This is a genomic window from Paraburkholderia sp. 40 (genome assembly GCF_050434105.1).
GTDB lineage: Bacteria > Pseudomonadota > Gammaproteobacteria > Burkholderiales > Burkholderiaceae > Paraburkholderia > Paraburkholderia tuberum.
The window spans coordinates 508,142-523,705 of sequence record NZ_JBNPVY010000003.1 but is presented as its reverse complement, the minus strand read 5'-3'; the positions used below and the strand labels follow the sequence as shown (position 1 = coordinate 523,705).

13 protein-coding genes are annotated in these 15,564 nt (G+C 59.8%); 2 read left to right on the top strand and 11 right to left on the bottom strand.

Features of this window, described 5'->3' with window-relative positions:
- Positions 1-26 precede the first annotated feature (26 nt).
- Positions 27-1,607, top strand: a complete 1,581-nt coding sequence (gene tnpC / locus OKW28_RS17775; RefSeq protein WP_116117423.1) for an IS66 family transposase — start codon at positions 27-29, stop codon at positions 1,605-1,607.
- A 57-nt stretch (positions 1,608-1,664) separates the two neighbouring features.
- Positions 1,665-2,051: an NADPH-dependent F420 reductase gene (locus OKW28_RS17770; RefSeq protein ID WP_429447657.1), complete on the top strand. Its 387-nt coding sequence runs from the start codon at positions 1,665-1,667 to the stop codon at positions 2,049-2,051.
- Between the two features lie 179 nt (positions 2,052-2,230).
- Here the strand turns inward: OKW28_RS17770 and OKW28_RS17765 are convergent, their stop codons facing one another.
- From OKW28_RS17765 to OKW28_RS17715, 11 genes are all read right to left on the bottom strand, one after another.
- Positions 2,231-3,010 carry an SDR family NAD(P)-dependent oxidoreductase gene (locus tag OKW28_RS17765; protein WP_429447655.1) on the bottom strand — a complete coding sequence of 260 codons (780 nt, stop codon included), beginning with the start codon at positions 3,008-3,010 and terminating at the stop codon, positions 2,231-2,233.
- Positions 3,011-3,213: 203 nt separating this feature from the next.
- Positions 3,214-4,203, bottom strand: a complete 990-nt coding sequence (locus OKW28_RS17760) for a branched-chain amino acid ABC transporter permease (RefSeq protein WP_429447653.1) — start codon at positions 4,201-4,203, stop codon at positions 3,214-3,216.
- A 2-nt stretch (positions 4,204-4,205) separates the two neighbouring features.
- Entirely contained in the window at positions 4,206-5,078 is an 873-nt protein-coding gene (locus tag OKW28_RS17755) for a branched-chain amino acid ABC transporter permease (protein ID WP_429447651.1), read from the bottom strand.
- Positions 5,079-5,080: 2 nt separating this feature from the next.
- Positions 5,081-5,797, bottom strand: a complete 717-nt coding sequence (locus OKW28_RS17750) for an ABC transporter ATP-binding protein (protein WP_429448770.1) — start codon at positions 5,795-5,797, stop codon at positions 5,081-5,083.
- The gene (locus tag OKW28_RS17745; protein ID WP_429448768.1) at positions 5,781-6,599 is read right to left on the bottom strand and encodes an ABC transporter ATP-binding protein; all 819 of its coding nucleotides are present in this window, start codon (positions 6,597-6,599) and stop codon (positions 5,781-5,783) included. The genes OKW28_RS17750 and OKW28_RS17745 overlap by 17 nt, the downstream gene beginning before the upstream one ends.
- Before the next feature lie 104 nt (positions 6,600-6,703).
- Positions 6,704-7,942, bottom strand: coding sequence for an ABC transporter substrate-binding protein (locus OKW28_RS17740; RefSeq protein ID WP_429447650.1), 1,239 nt, complete (start codon positions 7,940-7,942; stop codon positions 6,704-6,706).
- Positions 7,943-8,337: 395 nt separating this feature from the next.
- Positions 8,338-9,708, bottom strand: a complete 1,371-nt coding sequence (locus tag OKW28_RS17735) for an MFS transporter (RefSeq protein ID WP_429447649.1) — start codon at positions 9,706-9,708, stop codon at positions 8,338-8,340.
- A gap of 777 nt (positions 9,709-10,485) precedes the next feature.
- Positions 10,486-11,607, bottom strand: coding sequence for a thiolase family protein (locus OKW28_RS17730; protein WP_429447647.1), 1,122 nt, complete (start codon positions 11,605-11,607; stop codon positions 10,486-10,488).
- Positions 11,600-11,893, bottom strand: coding sequence for a hypothetical protein (locus tag OKW28_RS17725; RefSeq protein ID WP_429447645.1), 294 nt, complete (start codon positions 11,891-11,893; stop codon positions 11,600-11,602). The genes OKW28_RS17730 and OKW28_RS17725 overlap by 8 nt, the downstream gene beginning before the upstream one ends.
- Before the next feature lie 29 nt (positions 11,894-11,922).
- A complete protein-coding gene (locus tag OKW28_RS17720) occupies positions 11,923-14,115 on the bottom strand; it encodes a 3-hydroxyacyl-CoA dehydrogenase NAD-binding domain-containing protein (protein ID WP_429447643.1) in 2,193 nt (730 codons plus the stop codon).
- A 619-nt stretch (positions 14,116-14,734) separates the two neighbouring features.
- Positions 14,735-15,427, bottom strand: coding sequence for an alpha/beta hydrolase (locus OKW28_RS17715; protein ID WP_429447642.1), 693 nt, complete (start codon positions 15,425-15,427; stop codon positions 14,735-14,737).
- Positions 15,428-15,564 lie beyond the last annotated feature (137 nt).

Sequence of the window (15,564 nt, the reverse complement as noted above, 5' to 3'; positions counted from 1 at the left end):
GTCACCGGCGTGCCGGTCTAAGCGGTATGCCGATCAACGTGATCATCGACGCCGACGAACTCAAGGCACTGCTCGCGATGCGAGAGGCCTATGGTTCGCTTCAGCGCGATCATGAGGAGGTTCGCAGCGCACTGCGCCTCGTGACAGCTGAGCGCGATCTCGCCGAGGAACGACTGCGCGCTTACCGTCGCGAACTGTTTGGCGCGAAAAGCGAAGCGCGCGCCTCGGACCAGTTCGGCCTGTTCAACGAAGCCGAAGCGCTCGGCGCGAACGCCACTCCCGCGCAGGAAGATACCCCCGGAACCGAGGTCGCGGCCCACAAGCGCAAGAAGCGCGGCCACCGCAAGCCTCTCGATCCCAATCTGCCGCGTGATGTCGTGCGACACGAACTCCCTGAGGCAGAGCGCTTCTGCGATCACGACGGACACGCGCTCGTCGAGATCGGCGTCGAGATCAGTGAGCAGCTCAATGTCATTCCCGAGCAGTTGCGAGTCACCCAGCATCAGCGTATCAAGTACGCCTGCCCATGTTGCGATCTCGGCATCAAGGTTACGCCGGCACCGCCCCGTATCATCCCGCGTGGGCTGCTGAGTGAATCGGCGCTCGCGTGGATCGCCACCGGCAAGTACCAGTTCGGCATGCCGCTCTATCGCCAGGCCGGTCTGCTGCGTCGCTTCGGCGGCGACATCTCGTCGAACACGATTGCCGCGAGCATGGTCCGCGTCGGTCTTGCGACGCAACCCGTCATCAACCTGATGCGCGATGCGCTGCTCGATGCCGAACTGATCTACGGCGACGAGACGACGTTCCAGGTCCTGAAGGAGCAAGGGCGAAAGCCGCAAACGAAAAGCTATCTGTGGGCGCAGATGACCGGTTCGGGCATCCCCATCCGTTGCTTCACCTATACGCCAGGTCGTGGCGCCAGGCTGGCTGACAGGCTGTTTGCCGGTGTCCGTAAAGGTGCCGCCCTGATGACCGATGGATACGAACCCTACAACGGCATCGCTGAACAGTACCAGCTCGTGCACCTCGGATGCTGGACGCACGCAAGACGGTACTTTGTGAAGGCGGAAGACAATGTCCCCAAAGCAGCGCGCCCGCCCGATCTGCTCGCGACACGCTTCATCAGCCTGATCGGAAAACTGTTCGCGGCCGAAGCGCGAAGCCAGACGTGGACGGCTGGGCGACGACAGCGATTGCGACGACGATACAGCGCGTGCGTACTCGATGTTATCGAAAAGCTGATGCTTGAGCACTCGCCTGGCGTCGTGCCCAACAGTCTGCTCGGCAAGGCGCTGACCTATCTGCACGGGCAGTGGCCGAAGCTGATCCGTTACGTTGAAGACGGCAACTGGCCCATATCGAACAACCCTTGCGAAAATTCCATTCGCCCGTTCTGCCTGGGACGCCGCGGCTGGTTGTTTGCTGACACCGTCGATGGCGCAAACGCGAGCGCCAATCTCTACTCACTGGTCGAAACCTGCAAGGCGAACAGCATTGATCCGTATCGCTATCTCACCTGGCTATTACAGCGTCTCCCGCTGGCACAGACCGTCGACGACTACGACGCGCTCTTGCCCTGGAAGATGCCCATCGATCTCCGCTGACTGAGCCCTGTAACACATCTCATGAGAACCGCGCCCTTACTCTGAGGGGTGTCGTCAATGGATCGCGTACAAACGTTTAACGCCATTTTGGCGGGCGTGCTTGCGGACGGGGGAAAACCGCGCGGCGCAGCCGATCGCATCGCCGTACCGGTTGCTGGCGATGACGCGGCCGCCAAGGCGATCGCGCAGACGCTGGTGGACGAAACCGGGTTCGAGCCGGTCGATGCGGGAAGCCTTGCCGACTCCTGGCGCCAGCAGCCGGGCACGCCGGCCTATTGCACCTCCCTGACGGCGCATGACCTGCGCAAAGCGCTGGCGGCAGCGGACAAGGCCCGTGCGCCGCGGAACCTCCAGGCGCTCATGGACCGACTCGGCGCGTACCCCGCTTTCCCGAGCACTGACGAAATGACCGCGCTGAACCGCGAACTCAATCGCGGGAGCTAAGTGGTGCACTGAGCCGATGACGCCGATCAGCGGGAACGCAATGGCGGGCGCTTCGACGTGCCGACAACGGAACAGGCCATCGCTGCGTGCAGCAAGAGCCAACCACGCATTTGCAATGACCATCGTATAGGTCAAACCAGGGCGAGTCTCCGGCTGCGCCAGCGGCTCACCTCACTGAGTTAGCGGGCGGTTATGCCGCCATCATGAACAAATACTTGACCCGTGACATAGCTCGAGGCATCACTCGCAAGGTAGATGACGAGGCCGGCGAGGTTAGCCGGTCTACCTCTATAGCCGAGCGGCACCTCTCTCTCGACGAAGGCGTCCATCTGCGCGACGCCCGCGGCGCCACCCGTCGTGTCTCGCTCACGTCCGAGGCGTGTGCCACTATGCCAGCCCGGCGCGATCGCGTTCGCCCGCACTCGCTCGGCCGCATACTCGATTGCGAGCTGTCGCGTGAAGCCAATCAGTCCGGCTTTCGATGCCGCATAGGGAATCGCGGTGACTGCGAAGCCTGGGTAAACACCGACGGTGCCGAGATAAGAACTGATGTTCACCACTGAACCGCGACCGCTCTGAATCAACGCCGGCAGCAGTGCCTGCGTAACCAGGAAGGCGCCGCGCAAGTTGATCGCGAAGACACGATCCCAGTCCTTCACCTGGACGTCCAGCAAACGCCCGGGCCGAGTTGCGATGCCAGCGTTGTTGATCAGCACGTCTAGCTTTCCGCCACACCAGGCAAGGACTTTTTCTGCCATCTGTGAAACGCCCGCTTCGTCGTCAAGATCAGCCACAACGCGGCAATCGCAGACGCCTACGGCCTCGCAGGCCGCAAGTTCCTCCGCGTCGCGATCGACCCAAGCCACCGCTGCGCCAGATTGCGAGAGCGCTTCGGCAAAGACACGGCCCAGTCCTGATGCCGCACCGGTAACGACAACTTTCCTGGCCGACCAGGTCAAAGAGGGCGCCGGGCAGACCGCTCTGTGGTGTGCGATCCGTCGACGTCATCGCGCAACGCCCTCACAGTCACGACGAATCGACTCGCAGCGTGACACGCTGGATCGAGCCAATGCGACGCGGATTGCCGACGCTGCGAAACCGTCTGCGTCTGTCTTCTTCATGTCACTTTCTCCTTGCCTTCGTTGGACTCGGCGCACGGCCATTAGGGCTGCGACCGCATCAGGCGATAGCGGTTGGCCAAGGCCGCGATGCCACCAGGAAGAACATAGACGGAGACGATCAGGAGCACCCCATACACGACCCAAGGGGCAGACTTGGAAACGCTCTCCGAAAAAGCAGGTATGACCATAACGAAGACCGCGCCGAAAGCGGCGCCCCACAGCCTTCCGACGCCTCCCACGACAATCCCGACCAGGAGAGTGATTGACAGAAACATGGAGAACGAATCGGGAGCCACGAACTGCACGGCCAATGCTGAAAGGGCGCCACCTACGCCCGTATAAGCAGCGGACAAGGCAAAGGTCTTCGTTTTGAGGCTCGCTATGTTAAGACCTGTTGCCTCGGCCGCCAGTGCATGGTCACGGATCGCGCGCATGGAGCGACCGGCAGCCCCCCGAAGAAGGTTGTTGGCCATCCAGAACACGATCGCGCAGATTAAAACCGCATACAGAAACAGCCACTGATCCTGCGACAAAGGCAACCCCAGTGGCACCTCTGGCTTGATCACTGCAATGCCTTGAACACCGCCTGTCCATTGTTCGAGTAGGCGGCACTTCAAAAGCTGTGGAGTAGCCACGCCAAGGCCAAAAGTGGCTAACGCCAGGTAGATTCCATCGAGCTTGAGTGCTGGCCAGGCAAATGCGTAACCAATGACCAGCGAGACGATTCCGGCCAGCGGTACCACTAGCCAGTAGGGCAGACCCAATCGATCCATGAGAATCGCAACTGTGTAAGCACCAATGCCAAAGAATGCGCCATGTCCGAGGGAGATTTGCCCGTTGTAGCCGGTAAGCAGGTTTAGGCCGAGTAGAGAGACCGCATACGCCAGCAACATCGTCGCTTGAAAAAGCTGATACCCGTTTCCGACAAAGAGCACGCCCGCTGCGACCACGAACAATCCCGCCCAGCAAAGCCGGAACGGAACGCCAACGGCGCGCTGTGCGGTATATGCACGATCGAGGAAATTGCTCATGATTAAACCCTCGTGACGACACGGCGGCCAAACAGGCCGTCCGGCGCAAAAATCAGAACGACCACAATTAGCAACAGGGCTATCGATAGCTTTAGATCGGTGCCAACGACATAGGTCCCCAACAGATTTTCAGCAATTCCGACCAGGAATCCTCCGACAACGGCGCCAGCGGGATTGCCGATCCCGCCCAACAAGGCGCCGGCGAATGCATAGAGAACCGCCCCCATCATCATGGACGGGTCCAGGAAAACCATCGGCGCGACCAATAAGCCCGATACAGCGCCGATCGCTCCGGCGAGGCCCCACCCTAGCATCAGCATCTTGCCGACAGAAATGCCGACCAACTGAGAGGAAACGCGATTTTGCGCAACCGCACGCATTTTCAATCCGAGGCTCGTTCTGTAAAAAAAGGCGAATAACAAGGCGACCAAGAAGAATGTCAAGGCAATCGAGCCGGCCTGATGAGCCGACAACAACTGCGGAAATCCCCACGGCAGGTTGGCAAACGGACTGGGGAAGTCGTGGCTGTCATAGCCGAAGAGCCAGCCGGCCATGCCGTGGAAGGTCACCAGCAGGCCGATGAATACCACCACCATGGACAGATCCGGGGCGTCACGAAGAGGTCGAATCACGGCCAACTCCAACACCGCCCCCATGACGAAGGAAGCTGCGACAGTCACGAAGAACGCGGCCCAGTACGGAACGCCAGCCTGGATCAATACCCATGCGAGATACGTCGAGAACATCGCCATTTCCCCCTGAGCGAAGTTCACGTGATGGGTCGCCTGATAGATCACTGCGAGCGCGAGCGCCACGATCGCATAGATGCTGCCTGTGCCTACCCCAGCAAGAAGCTGTTGGCCAAATGCTTCCATTCTCAGTCCCCTAGATAGGCTTGACGAATGCGCTCGTTCATACGCAGGTCGTCCGCTTTGCCGCTCATGACGATGCGGCCTTGTTCAATCAGGTAAGCGCGGTGCGCTAGATCCAGCGCGATGTTGGCGTTCTGTTCGATCAACAAGATCGCCATGCCCTCCTCCCTGTTGATCCGCCGCATGATGTTGAAGATGTCCTGAACGACGAGGGGGGCCAGGCCGAACGAGGGTTCATCTAGCATCAGCAGTTTTGGACGCCCCATTAGCGCCCGCCCAATCGCCAGCATTTGCTGCTCGCCGCCGGAGAGCGTGCCGGCCTGCTGCTTACGGCGCTCGCGAAGGCGCGGAAAGTAGCCATACATTCTCTCGATATCGGAAGCGATGGCCCGCGCCCCGCCCCGGGAACTTGCTCCAAGTAGCAGGTTTTCTTCGGTGGTCAGTCCAAGGAACGTTCCTCGTCCATCTGGAACATGAGCCACTCCTGCCCTTGCGATTCGCTCGGTTGCATAGCCATCAATTCTTTGCCCGCCTAAAGTCACCGTGCCTTCGGTCTTCACCATCAACTGGCACAAGGCACGCAAGGTGGTTGTTTTGCCCGCTCCGTTGGCACCGAGCAGAGCGCAGATTTCGCCGTTATCCACCTGAAGATCAACACCATGGAGCACGCTTGTTGAGCCGTACCTGGCCGCGAGCCGATTCACGTCAAGCAACATAGGAATGCTCCGCTGACTTGCCCAGGTAGGCCTCGATAACTCGACCATCATTGCGTACCGCTTCCGGCGTGCCTTCGGCAATCTTGCGGCCGAAATTCAGCGCGACCACCTTGTCGGAAATTGACATCACCAAACCCATGTGGTGTTCCACGAGCAGCACCGCGAGCTTGAACCGCTGCCGTACATCTTGCAGGAGCCCCCCCAGCGCCTCGACTTCCTCGTGATTCAGACCGCACGCGGGCTCATCAAGTAGAAGTAAGCGGGGACGCGATATGAGAGCCCTCGCCATCTCCACCCTTTTCTGTGTGCCAAAGGGCAGCTCCGACACTGTGCGCTCCGCGACGGCCGCCAGCCCCAGGCTATCGATAACGTCCTGCGCGCGCCGCTGATGGTCCGCTTCGACAACGCGTTCAGAACGAAATCGCCAAGCGCTTGCCAAGAAACGCGGTTGCACCCGGCCATGCACGCCGAGAAGCACGTTCTCACGCACAGACATGGTCTTAAAGAGCGCAAGGTTCTGGAACGTGCGACCTATACCCATGTGCGCGATCTCGTGCTTGGGCTTCGAAAGTGTGGATATTCCGCCGACTTCGACGCTTCCCTCGTTGCAGTCGTACAGTCTCGACAAGCAGTTGAATAACGTGCTCTTGCCTGCTCCGTTCGGCCCGATGAGCCCGCAAATTTGTCCGGCTTCGACGTCGAAGGAGACCTTGTCGAGGGCGACGACGCCTCCGAATCGGACGCTGACATCCCTGATGCGCAGAAGAGGTAGGCAAGAGCCAATCACCGCCATGTTTTCAGCGTCCATCACCGCCCCTCCAAGAACGCTTGGCACTTGTTGGCGGATCGCTCCGTCGCGTTCGACTGTGCTGTGGTCGTGATCATTCATCTGAATCCATACGCCGCTGTATTTCAATTCGAAAGAAGCGCGCCTTGCGGCACCCATTTGGTCCCATCAAAGTGAACAATCTGGAATTGCTTGATGGGATCGCGATCCGAATCGCTGGCGTTCACGGTGATCCCAGGCAGCAAGAAGGGACTGGCTACTTTGCTCAAACTGGTAGCCTGCTTGATGATGTTGGCACGAGTGAGGTCGTCGCCGGATTGCTCGATGATTCTGGCCAGAAGCGAGGCATCAAAATAGGCGATGGCCGCATTCCTGGACCGGGGATTTACGTCCGGCACATACTTCTTCATGAACTCAACGAACTGCACCATGCTGGGTTCGTTGGAGTAGGCAGGATCGCTCGGCTCCTTGAAGTAACTCGCAGTGATGATGCCTGTGGACTTTTCGAGGCCAACGGGTTTCAGCACCGCTTCGATCGATGCCCAGGGCGAGTCGAGGATCTGCAGCGGCCTCCAGCCGATTTCATATGCTCTGCGGATGGACAGGCTCGTTGCACGTCCCGTGGTGAAGTTCATAAAGACGTTGGCGCCGGATGCCTTCAGCGAAATCAATTGCGAGTCGAGCGTTGGATCAGTGGGCTCGTAGCTCACTTCTTTTACGATCAGCGAGGCGGCTTTGGCGCCCATGCCCGCTTTCACGCCTTTGACGAAATCCCGGCCGAAATCATCGTTTTGATAGAGGATTCCAACCTTCGGAGCGTGCAAGGAGGAAGCCGGGTCTGCCGCCATCTGGGCAACGTAGCGCCCATAGATGGCGCCCTCCCGTTGATAAGCGGGCAATGCGGCGGTCGTCCAGGGCCACGTCTTTGCGTCAACGAATCGAGACCCTCCGCTCGTCACGAGGATCTGAGGCACCTTGGCAGCGTTGAGGTAACGTTGAGTTGCCGCATTGGTCGGCGACCCAAAAGGCAGGGCAATGAACAAAACGCCATCCTCTTCTACCAGCTTTCTCGTCTGCTCCATGGTTCGCGGCGGGCTGTAGCCATCGTCCAACGTGATGAAGCGGATTTTCCGGCCGTTGATACCGCCTTTCTCGTTCAGGCGCTCGAAATACGCGGCCTGCACTTTCGTTTCGTAGGCCTCCGATGCGACTGGACCGCTGAGCGCCCATGTCTGCCCGATCTTGATTTCGGTGTCGCTCGCACCTCTGTCATAGCGTTTCTCTGCCATGGCATGCGAACTGAGCAGTGCCGCTACCAACGCGGCAGTCAAAGCCCCTAAGCAACCCTTGATTTGAAAATGCATGTCTGTCTCCTTGTTGACGGCAAGCTTCGCCGGCGGTCGGTGCCGCCTTGATCCGGCCATGTGCGACTGGTTAAAGTAAGCCACGGCCATGTCTAAAAGTAAATCGCGATTTACCCGGCATTTACCCGATGTCTATCTTGCTTTCATGACATGACGAGGTCGACCGTCTGCCGCGCAACAGCGCTTTAACGGCCATTCACCTATTGCAGGGCGTATCGCCTACTTGCGCACAGGCACCTAGGTCGCGCAACCGAAGCCGAGACCGAGCGACTGAGGACACATGCCCATGCAACCTTTGCCGCGAAGGCGGCCCACGGTTCCACCGCCTCGAGCACCGGCCGCTCGCGATCTCGGGACCGCCAATGCTCGAAGACACCGAAATCGAATGAAGGCCTTTAACCGGGACTGATTTCTTGTTTCATTGCTATTTGAAGACCGGATCTACCGAGCATAAAAACCGCCACCGCGGCGAGCGCGAAGGGCACGGCAAAAACAGTGTAGAGCGCGTGACCGCCGCTGCCGGTGTCGAGCAGCACTCCAGCGGCAAATGGCGAGATCATGGCACCGACGCGTCCCATGCCGAGCGCCCATCCCACTCCTGTCCCCCTACTTTCAGTCTCATAGGCAGTCGGTGCTAGCGAGTAGATGCCTGCCAGCGCCCCAAACGAAAGCATTCCCACCGCAACGGCAAGAGGCAGAACCAGCGCAGGATTTGTCATACCCTTTCCGAATAAGACCGTTGCGATAGCGGTTATCCCAAACAGAAATACTGTTAGCTTCCTCAGATCGAAAAATGGAGAGAGGACACTGAATGTTAGGCTTCCCATAATTCCTCCAATGTTCAACGCAACGCCTGCGTGAACTGCCACGGATTGCGTCGAGGTCGACACGGCCAAAAGCTTCGGTGTCCAGCTGAGAAGAAAGTAAAGACCCATCAGATGCAGAAAAAACGCGCTCCAGATAAGGAGAGTCCTGGTGCGGTACTTCCGATCAAGCAATCGCCCGACGCCTGAGCTACTTTTCATCACTGTTGCGACGCGTGGAGGAAGCGTCGATATTTCATGGCACTTCATGCGGCGCAGAATGCGGTTAAGCAGCCGCAGCGCTCTTTTCGGTCTTCTGGCCAGCAGGAAATCCACCGATTCCGGCAGGAATGCGGCAGCCAGTGCAAGCATGAAAGCTGACAAGCAGGCTCCTGCAAGAAAACTGGATCGCCAGCCGAAGGTTTCCAGCAACCACCGCGCAACAAGGCCGCCGGCCATCGCACCGATTGAGTAACCGACACCGAGAAGGCTAATTGCACTACTCCTGTGCCGATCCGGCGCATACTCCGCCACTAGCACGGCGGTGCTCGAAAGCAACCCTCCAACGCCGACTCCAGTGAGCGCACGTGTCATCAAAAAAATTATCAACGTCGGCGCGAGCGCGGAAAGGACCATCCCGATCGAAACCAGGATCAGCGAGCCGATTACCAGTGGACGGCGCCCGAACCGGTCCGACCAGGGCGAAAGTACGACAGTGCCGATCAAGATGCCGAACAAGCCCGCGCTAAACGCCATCCCAAGCTGGCTGCCGGACAATGACCACGCCTTCGCAATAGCCGGAGCGGCGAAGGACATCACCAATATGTCGTATCCGTCGACCGCATTTACGAGGACACATATCAGAACGACAATGGCCTGAAAACGACCGACGCGACTTGTCGAACTCGGGACTGCAATTCCGCTTACTACGCCCCCCGCAGATCTTCCATCTATGCCTGGCACCGTTTGTCTCCATTATTTGATAGTGACGTACAGTTATCGAGGACCTCTCAGGGGCACGAGCAATAGCTGACGCCGAATTTCTCCGACTTAGCTTGCACATCATTTGGGTCGCACTTCAGTAGTGTCCGGTTTATTTGAGATCCCCAGGCCGGTGAGCACCTGAGATGCGGGTTTCGAGGGTTTCATGGGTGTCCACGATTTGAATTTCGAATTCAGCATTTGCGATCCTTTCCGGTTTGGGCGACCTGGGGCGGTAGACCTTAACAGGAGTCCCCGCATGTACCGCAATCACGCTGCGTGCAAGTAAACACCCATCGCAGGCCGTTCGGGGTTAGGCGGGAATACGTTCCATGTGCCGTCACGGTGGCGAAAGAAAAACATTGAAACCGAGCCCGTCGGCCAAAGTGCCTCGACGCGTACATAGCCCCCCCGATGTGAGCGGAAGTGCCCGAACTCGATGACTCGAACCGCCATCGCCCGATTCGGTGCGAGCCAATTTTCGACCATCAAACGCAGAGGTTTTCCTGTGCTAGCCATCGTCTCTTCCTTCATTTCCCTTGATCGGGATCGATCCTATTACGTAGCCGCGATGCAATTTGTAGGACAGGGAATCGAATTGCTCTGCGCCCTGCTACAGATTCTTTCGGCCTCCGATGTGCGAGAAAACGGAGATCTCGCGCGCTTTGCGGCCCGATCCATCACTCCCGGAAATGCCGCAATCCGCTAACCAACTGAATATGCGAAATTAAACCGACACTACTTATCGCGCTTAAATCCTTAGTCGCGCACCAGCACCTGAACCACGCAGACGGAGCCGGCTCCAAGCAGATGGCACATCCCCACACGGTCCTTGCCGCGCAGGCGCCGCACTGTTTCCCAAATCTGTGCGAGGCCGGTCGGTCCACCCGGATGACCACGCGCAAGCAGCCCGCCGTCGGTTGAAAACTCCGGCAGGCCAAAGCGCTCCCGCGAAGCGGGTCCGAATGCCCCTTCGCCGACTAACGCTTCCGTCTGGCCCGGTTTGGAGAACCCGAGGAGCTCGTAATACATCAGTTCCTCCACGGCGAATGCATCGTGCACCTGCACGACGTCCACATCGGCGCGCTTCACTGATGCCTGGGTCAACGCCTGGGCCGCGGTTCGCTGCGAAAGTTCCGGCGGACCCACAATCGCGCCCTCGAGGATTAATTCAGGGGAGTACGCGTCGCTTCCGAATGCGCTGCCGGCCAGACGTATCCGGGGTTGCGTCGCGCCCACCGGCCAACTGTCGTCGCTGCACAGCACCGCCGCCGCCGCACCTTCTCCCCAAGGCGTGCACATCATCGACGTGAACGGATCAGCGATCATGCGGCTGCCCAGCACCCGCTCGATCGTGACCGGCTCGGGAGCGCGGCGGGCAGCGAAAGGGTTCTCCCGCGCATAGTTCCAATTCTTTGCCGTGATGGCGGCAAGGTGCTCACGCGTGGTGCCCGCTTCATGCATGCGACGTTTGGCCCAGAGGGCGAACGAAACGACCGGTGGCAAGTTCCCTTCAGCCACGATGATGTCCTCCACCGGTACTGCCTTTTGCGGCGAGTCCATGCCCACGACGAGCACCCGTCGTGCGTCGCCCGAGAGAATTGCCTGCCGAGCGCAGTGCATCGCCGACAGCCCGGTGGCGGACGCGTTGGTGACGTGCTGGACTGGCACGCCCGTTAGCCCGAGTTCTTTAGCGACAAAGATTCCTCGCGGCGACAAGGGATGCGCGGTACCGACAACCACGGCGTCAATCTCGGCGTAGGTCAAATGGGCATCCTGCAATGCCGCGAGAGCAGCATCGCGCCCGAGCTTCACGCCAACGCCCGGTCCGTGATTGCCGAACGGGACCATGCCCACGCCTGCGATCAAAACGTCATTCATGGGAGAATCTCGTCTCATTGTTGGTGTCGCTGGTTTTCGCAATCACGCGATCTCCGATACGATCGGTGCCTGCCGCAAGAAGGGCCTGGATACGAGCGCCACAGTCGAGATCCACGATCCCATAGGCCTGGCCATTGAAGGTGGTGGCGCTATACAACAGCCCCCGCGCGGGAACTTCGATCAGGTCCGGCTCCCGGAGGGAGCCGTCGGCAACCAGGCTGCGGGGCGGCACATAGACCTGGCTCGTACTGGAGTCGCGGGCCGCCTTGAGTTGTACGACTGGCAAGTTGTTTCTCCTGTTTCCGATAAAACCGATTAGTGCGAGGCGTGAAACGAAGCGCCCGATGCGGCCATCTCGCGCAGGAGTGCGGGAACAACGTAGCGAGGGCCGAACTCCGTCGCCATCTCATCGCTGCGTTTCACGAACTGGCGGAGCCCCACCTGGTCGATATGCGCCAGCACGCCACCTCGGAATGCGGGATAGCTCCACCCGAGCACCGCACCGAGATCCAGTGCGAGTGGATCGCTCGCGATGCCTTCGGCGACCACATGCGTGGTTTCGATAGACTGCATGTTCAGCAGTCGCTCCATCACCACGCTCGCGTCGGGTTGTTGCTGCTGCGGGGGAAAAACAGACGGGAGTTCGTCCCACACGGTCTTGCCCGTGGGCCCATAGCTGTAGACGCCCCCGGCACCCTTGCGTCCAACTCGTCCAGCCCGCAGCAACCTATCAATCACATCCAGCGCCGGCTGCGACTGCACGGCCGTGCCCCGTCCGGCCTTCGCAAGGCTGGTCAAGATGTCCTTCAGCAGATCGTAGGAAGTGAGGTCGCCCATGGCCAAAGGTCCGATGGGGAACCCGGCCATCGCCGCCGCTTTGTCGATCAACTCTGGCGAGATACCTTCGCCCAGCATCTGCAGCGCTTCGCGCGAGTAGGCCGCGACCACCCGTGATGTATAGAAGCCTGGCCCATCGTTGACCACGACAGGCGTCTTGCCGAGCAACTTCAGCAGGGACTGTGAGCGAGCGAGCGACTCAGCGCTCGTCCGACTGCCCATCACGACTTCCACGAGTGCCATCCGGTCGACCGGGGCGAAGAAGTGCAAGCCGATGAAGTTTCGAGGTGTCTGAACCGTCTCGGCCATCTTCGTGATCGATAGGGTCGAGGTGTTGCTCGCCACGACGACGTCCGGACCCGCCGCGTCGAAAATCTTCCTGAACACCGCGTTCTTCACTTCCGCGATCTCCGCTACTGCTTCGACGACGGCCTGGCATCCCTCGAGGCGCCCGAAGTCCGTCGTGGCTTCGATGCGGGAGAGGGCCTCGTCGCGTTCCTCCTGCCCCATCAGTTGTCGCGCCACTGCAGCGTCCAGCGTCTTGGTGATGCGATCAAGTCCCTTGCGCGCCTCTTCGTCTGTGCGGTCGATGAGCACGGTCTCTATGCCGGACCTGGCACACACCAGAGCGATACCGCCTCCCATTGTCCCGGCACCCACGACCCCGATGCGCGTTGGAGTGAACGTCGCCACACCGGCTCCGGACCGGCCTGCTTTCCTGACTGCGCCCGTTGCGATGAACTGTGTACGAATGCGATTCTTTGCGGAGGGAGAAATCGCCACCGTCCCGAAACGGCGGGCTTCGATCGCGAGCCCTGCATCGATGTCGACAGCCAATCCCTCCCGCAGCACCTCCAGGACGGCGTGGGGCGCGACATCTTCCGGAGGCGATTTGCGCTGTCGCTCCGCGCACGCTTTGGCGAAGAATGCTTGGCCTTCGGCCGAGTGCGGCTGGAACCCCGGGTACTGGAACCCTTCGCGATCCCACGCTTGCTGTGCTGATGGGTGATCAAGCACCCACCTGCGGGCGGCATCCAATGCCCGGTCCGCGGGAACGATCTCATCCACGAGGCCGCAGCCGAGTGCCTCCTGCACGCCTATGGGCTTCCCTTCAAGCAACATCTTTGTCGCGGGCGCGATTCCTATGAGCCGCGGCAACCGTTGCGTGCCACCCGCACCCGGGATCAGCCCGAGATTGACTTCCGGACAGCCAAGCTGCACCCGCGCGTCGTCGCTTGCCACTCTTCGGTGGCAGGCGAGCGCAACTTCGAGCCCTCCTCCAAGCGCCGAGCCCGTGATGACTGCGACGAACGGCTTGGACGAGCGCTCGATCGCGCGTAGGCACGCGCCAACCGGAGCCACCATAGCCTGAGCTTCCTCCGGCGTCTGGATTGCGTAAAGCGCCGTCAGGTCGCCGCCCGCGACGTAGTCGCGCTTTGCCGACCGGATCAATGCCCCTTTCACTGCGTCATCGTTGATGGCGCGGTCGACGGCGCGTGCGAACGCATCGATAGCCGCCGGGGTCTTGACGTTCACAGGACCGTCCGGGTTGTTCCAGATGATGTGTGCGATGCCATCCTTGTCTAGTTCGTAATCGATCACTTCTTCGTTCCCTTTGTTCGTTGCCGTTGCAGGTCCCGGTGCGGACAAACTCAATTCGGACAGCGGCATGGCGCATAAAAGCGATCCCTTTGACGCCAACCCGATGACGTGATGTCCTTTGAGCGGGGCCTCTCGTGAGCATTGCTCTGCGCTTAACGGCCATGAGGCTGGCAGGTCTGTTGGATAGAAGTAAACCATGATTCACCAATGAAAGTAAATGGTGTTTCACGTAGGGTTTTCCCTTCAAAGCGCGGTGCCGTCAAGCGTGCCCAGCTAGGGCGCGCAGCCACCCGCCCTGGGCGAAATCGAACTCGCCGGACAGGCGATCGAGGACTGCTCGCATGGCGCCAAACCGGGAATTTTGGTTGTGAATCTGCGTTCAATTATTTGAACCCGAGCAGGACGACCGCGCGCCTGGCGAGCGCACTCGGCGGACTCCTTGCGGACGTCCACACCCTGCAGAACTTTCCGGAGCTCTCTGTCCGGCGCAGCGGCATCCAGTCGATCCCGGGGATTGCGCAGAGAACACTTTGTCGCGGAACGGCAACCTTGGCCGGTGGCCAGCGGTCGGAGGCCAAGGCAAACCTATTCAGTCATAGCTGCGCCGTGTCCGCGATATCGACTCCGACGCTTGCAGGCGACTAGTCTCGTCAGTCGGCGTTTTTACGAGGGTGCTGCGTAGGGAAATTCAATCGAGCCGCTTTACACAACTTTGCACGAACTTCGCCATCTCAGCGCCCAAGTCATCCAACTGGACACCGAGGTGCTGGACGGACGTGAAATGATTTTGGTTTGGAACAAGAAACGTCGCCGTCTTAGCGCCTGGTGTCACTGCTCTGGCGCTGACCACCATGTTCCATTGGCTAATGAATTCCGGCGGATCCAATTCGGCCGCGACCAGCAACAGAGGAGCTTCAGTCGCACCGATGCCATTGACTGTTGAATAGCGGCTTGGCGTTAAATCGTCGCCGTAATAAGCGAGCGCGCCTTGAAAAGGAAGCAACGAGGGGGCAAAGATACCTGAAATGAGCACGGCCCCACGGACGGCTGACGAATCAGGGGTTTGACCATGATGGCCGGACAGCCAAGAAGCGAGATGCGTTGCGCCTGCTGAATGACCGACGACGACCAACTGTTCGGTTGAAATGCCGAGTCGCCCGGAATTTTCGGCCAGCCAATCGATCGCTCGCTCGATATCTTCGGCACCCGCTGGCCACTGCGCTGAAGGGGCTAAACGGTACGACATTAATGCAGCCGCGAAGCCATGAGAACTGGCCCACGCAGCAACGTTGGAATAAAGATAACTTCCTGGTATGCGGCGGTTCCCAGCGACAAACCCACCACCGTGGACGAAAAGAACGAGCGGCTGGCTCGGTCCCATTGCATCGACTGTGCGATAAAGATCCAGACAATGCCGGTCATCGGGTCCATAGCGCAAATCTAGAGCAACCGGACCGTACGGCGCTCCCACGTCGTGTGAGTGGAGCGGTGCGCAAAGCCTGAGCGACGCTTGAAAGC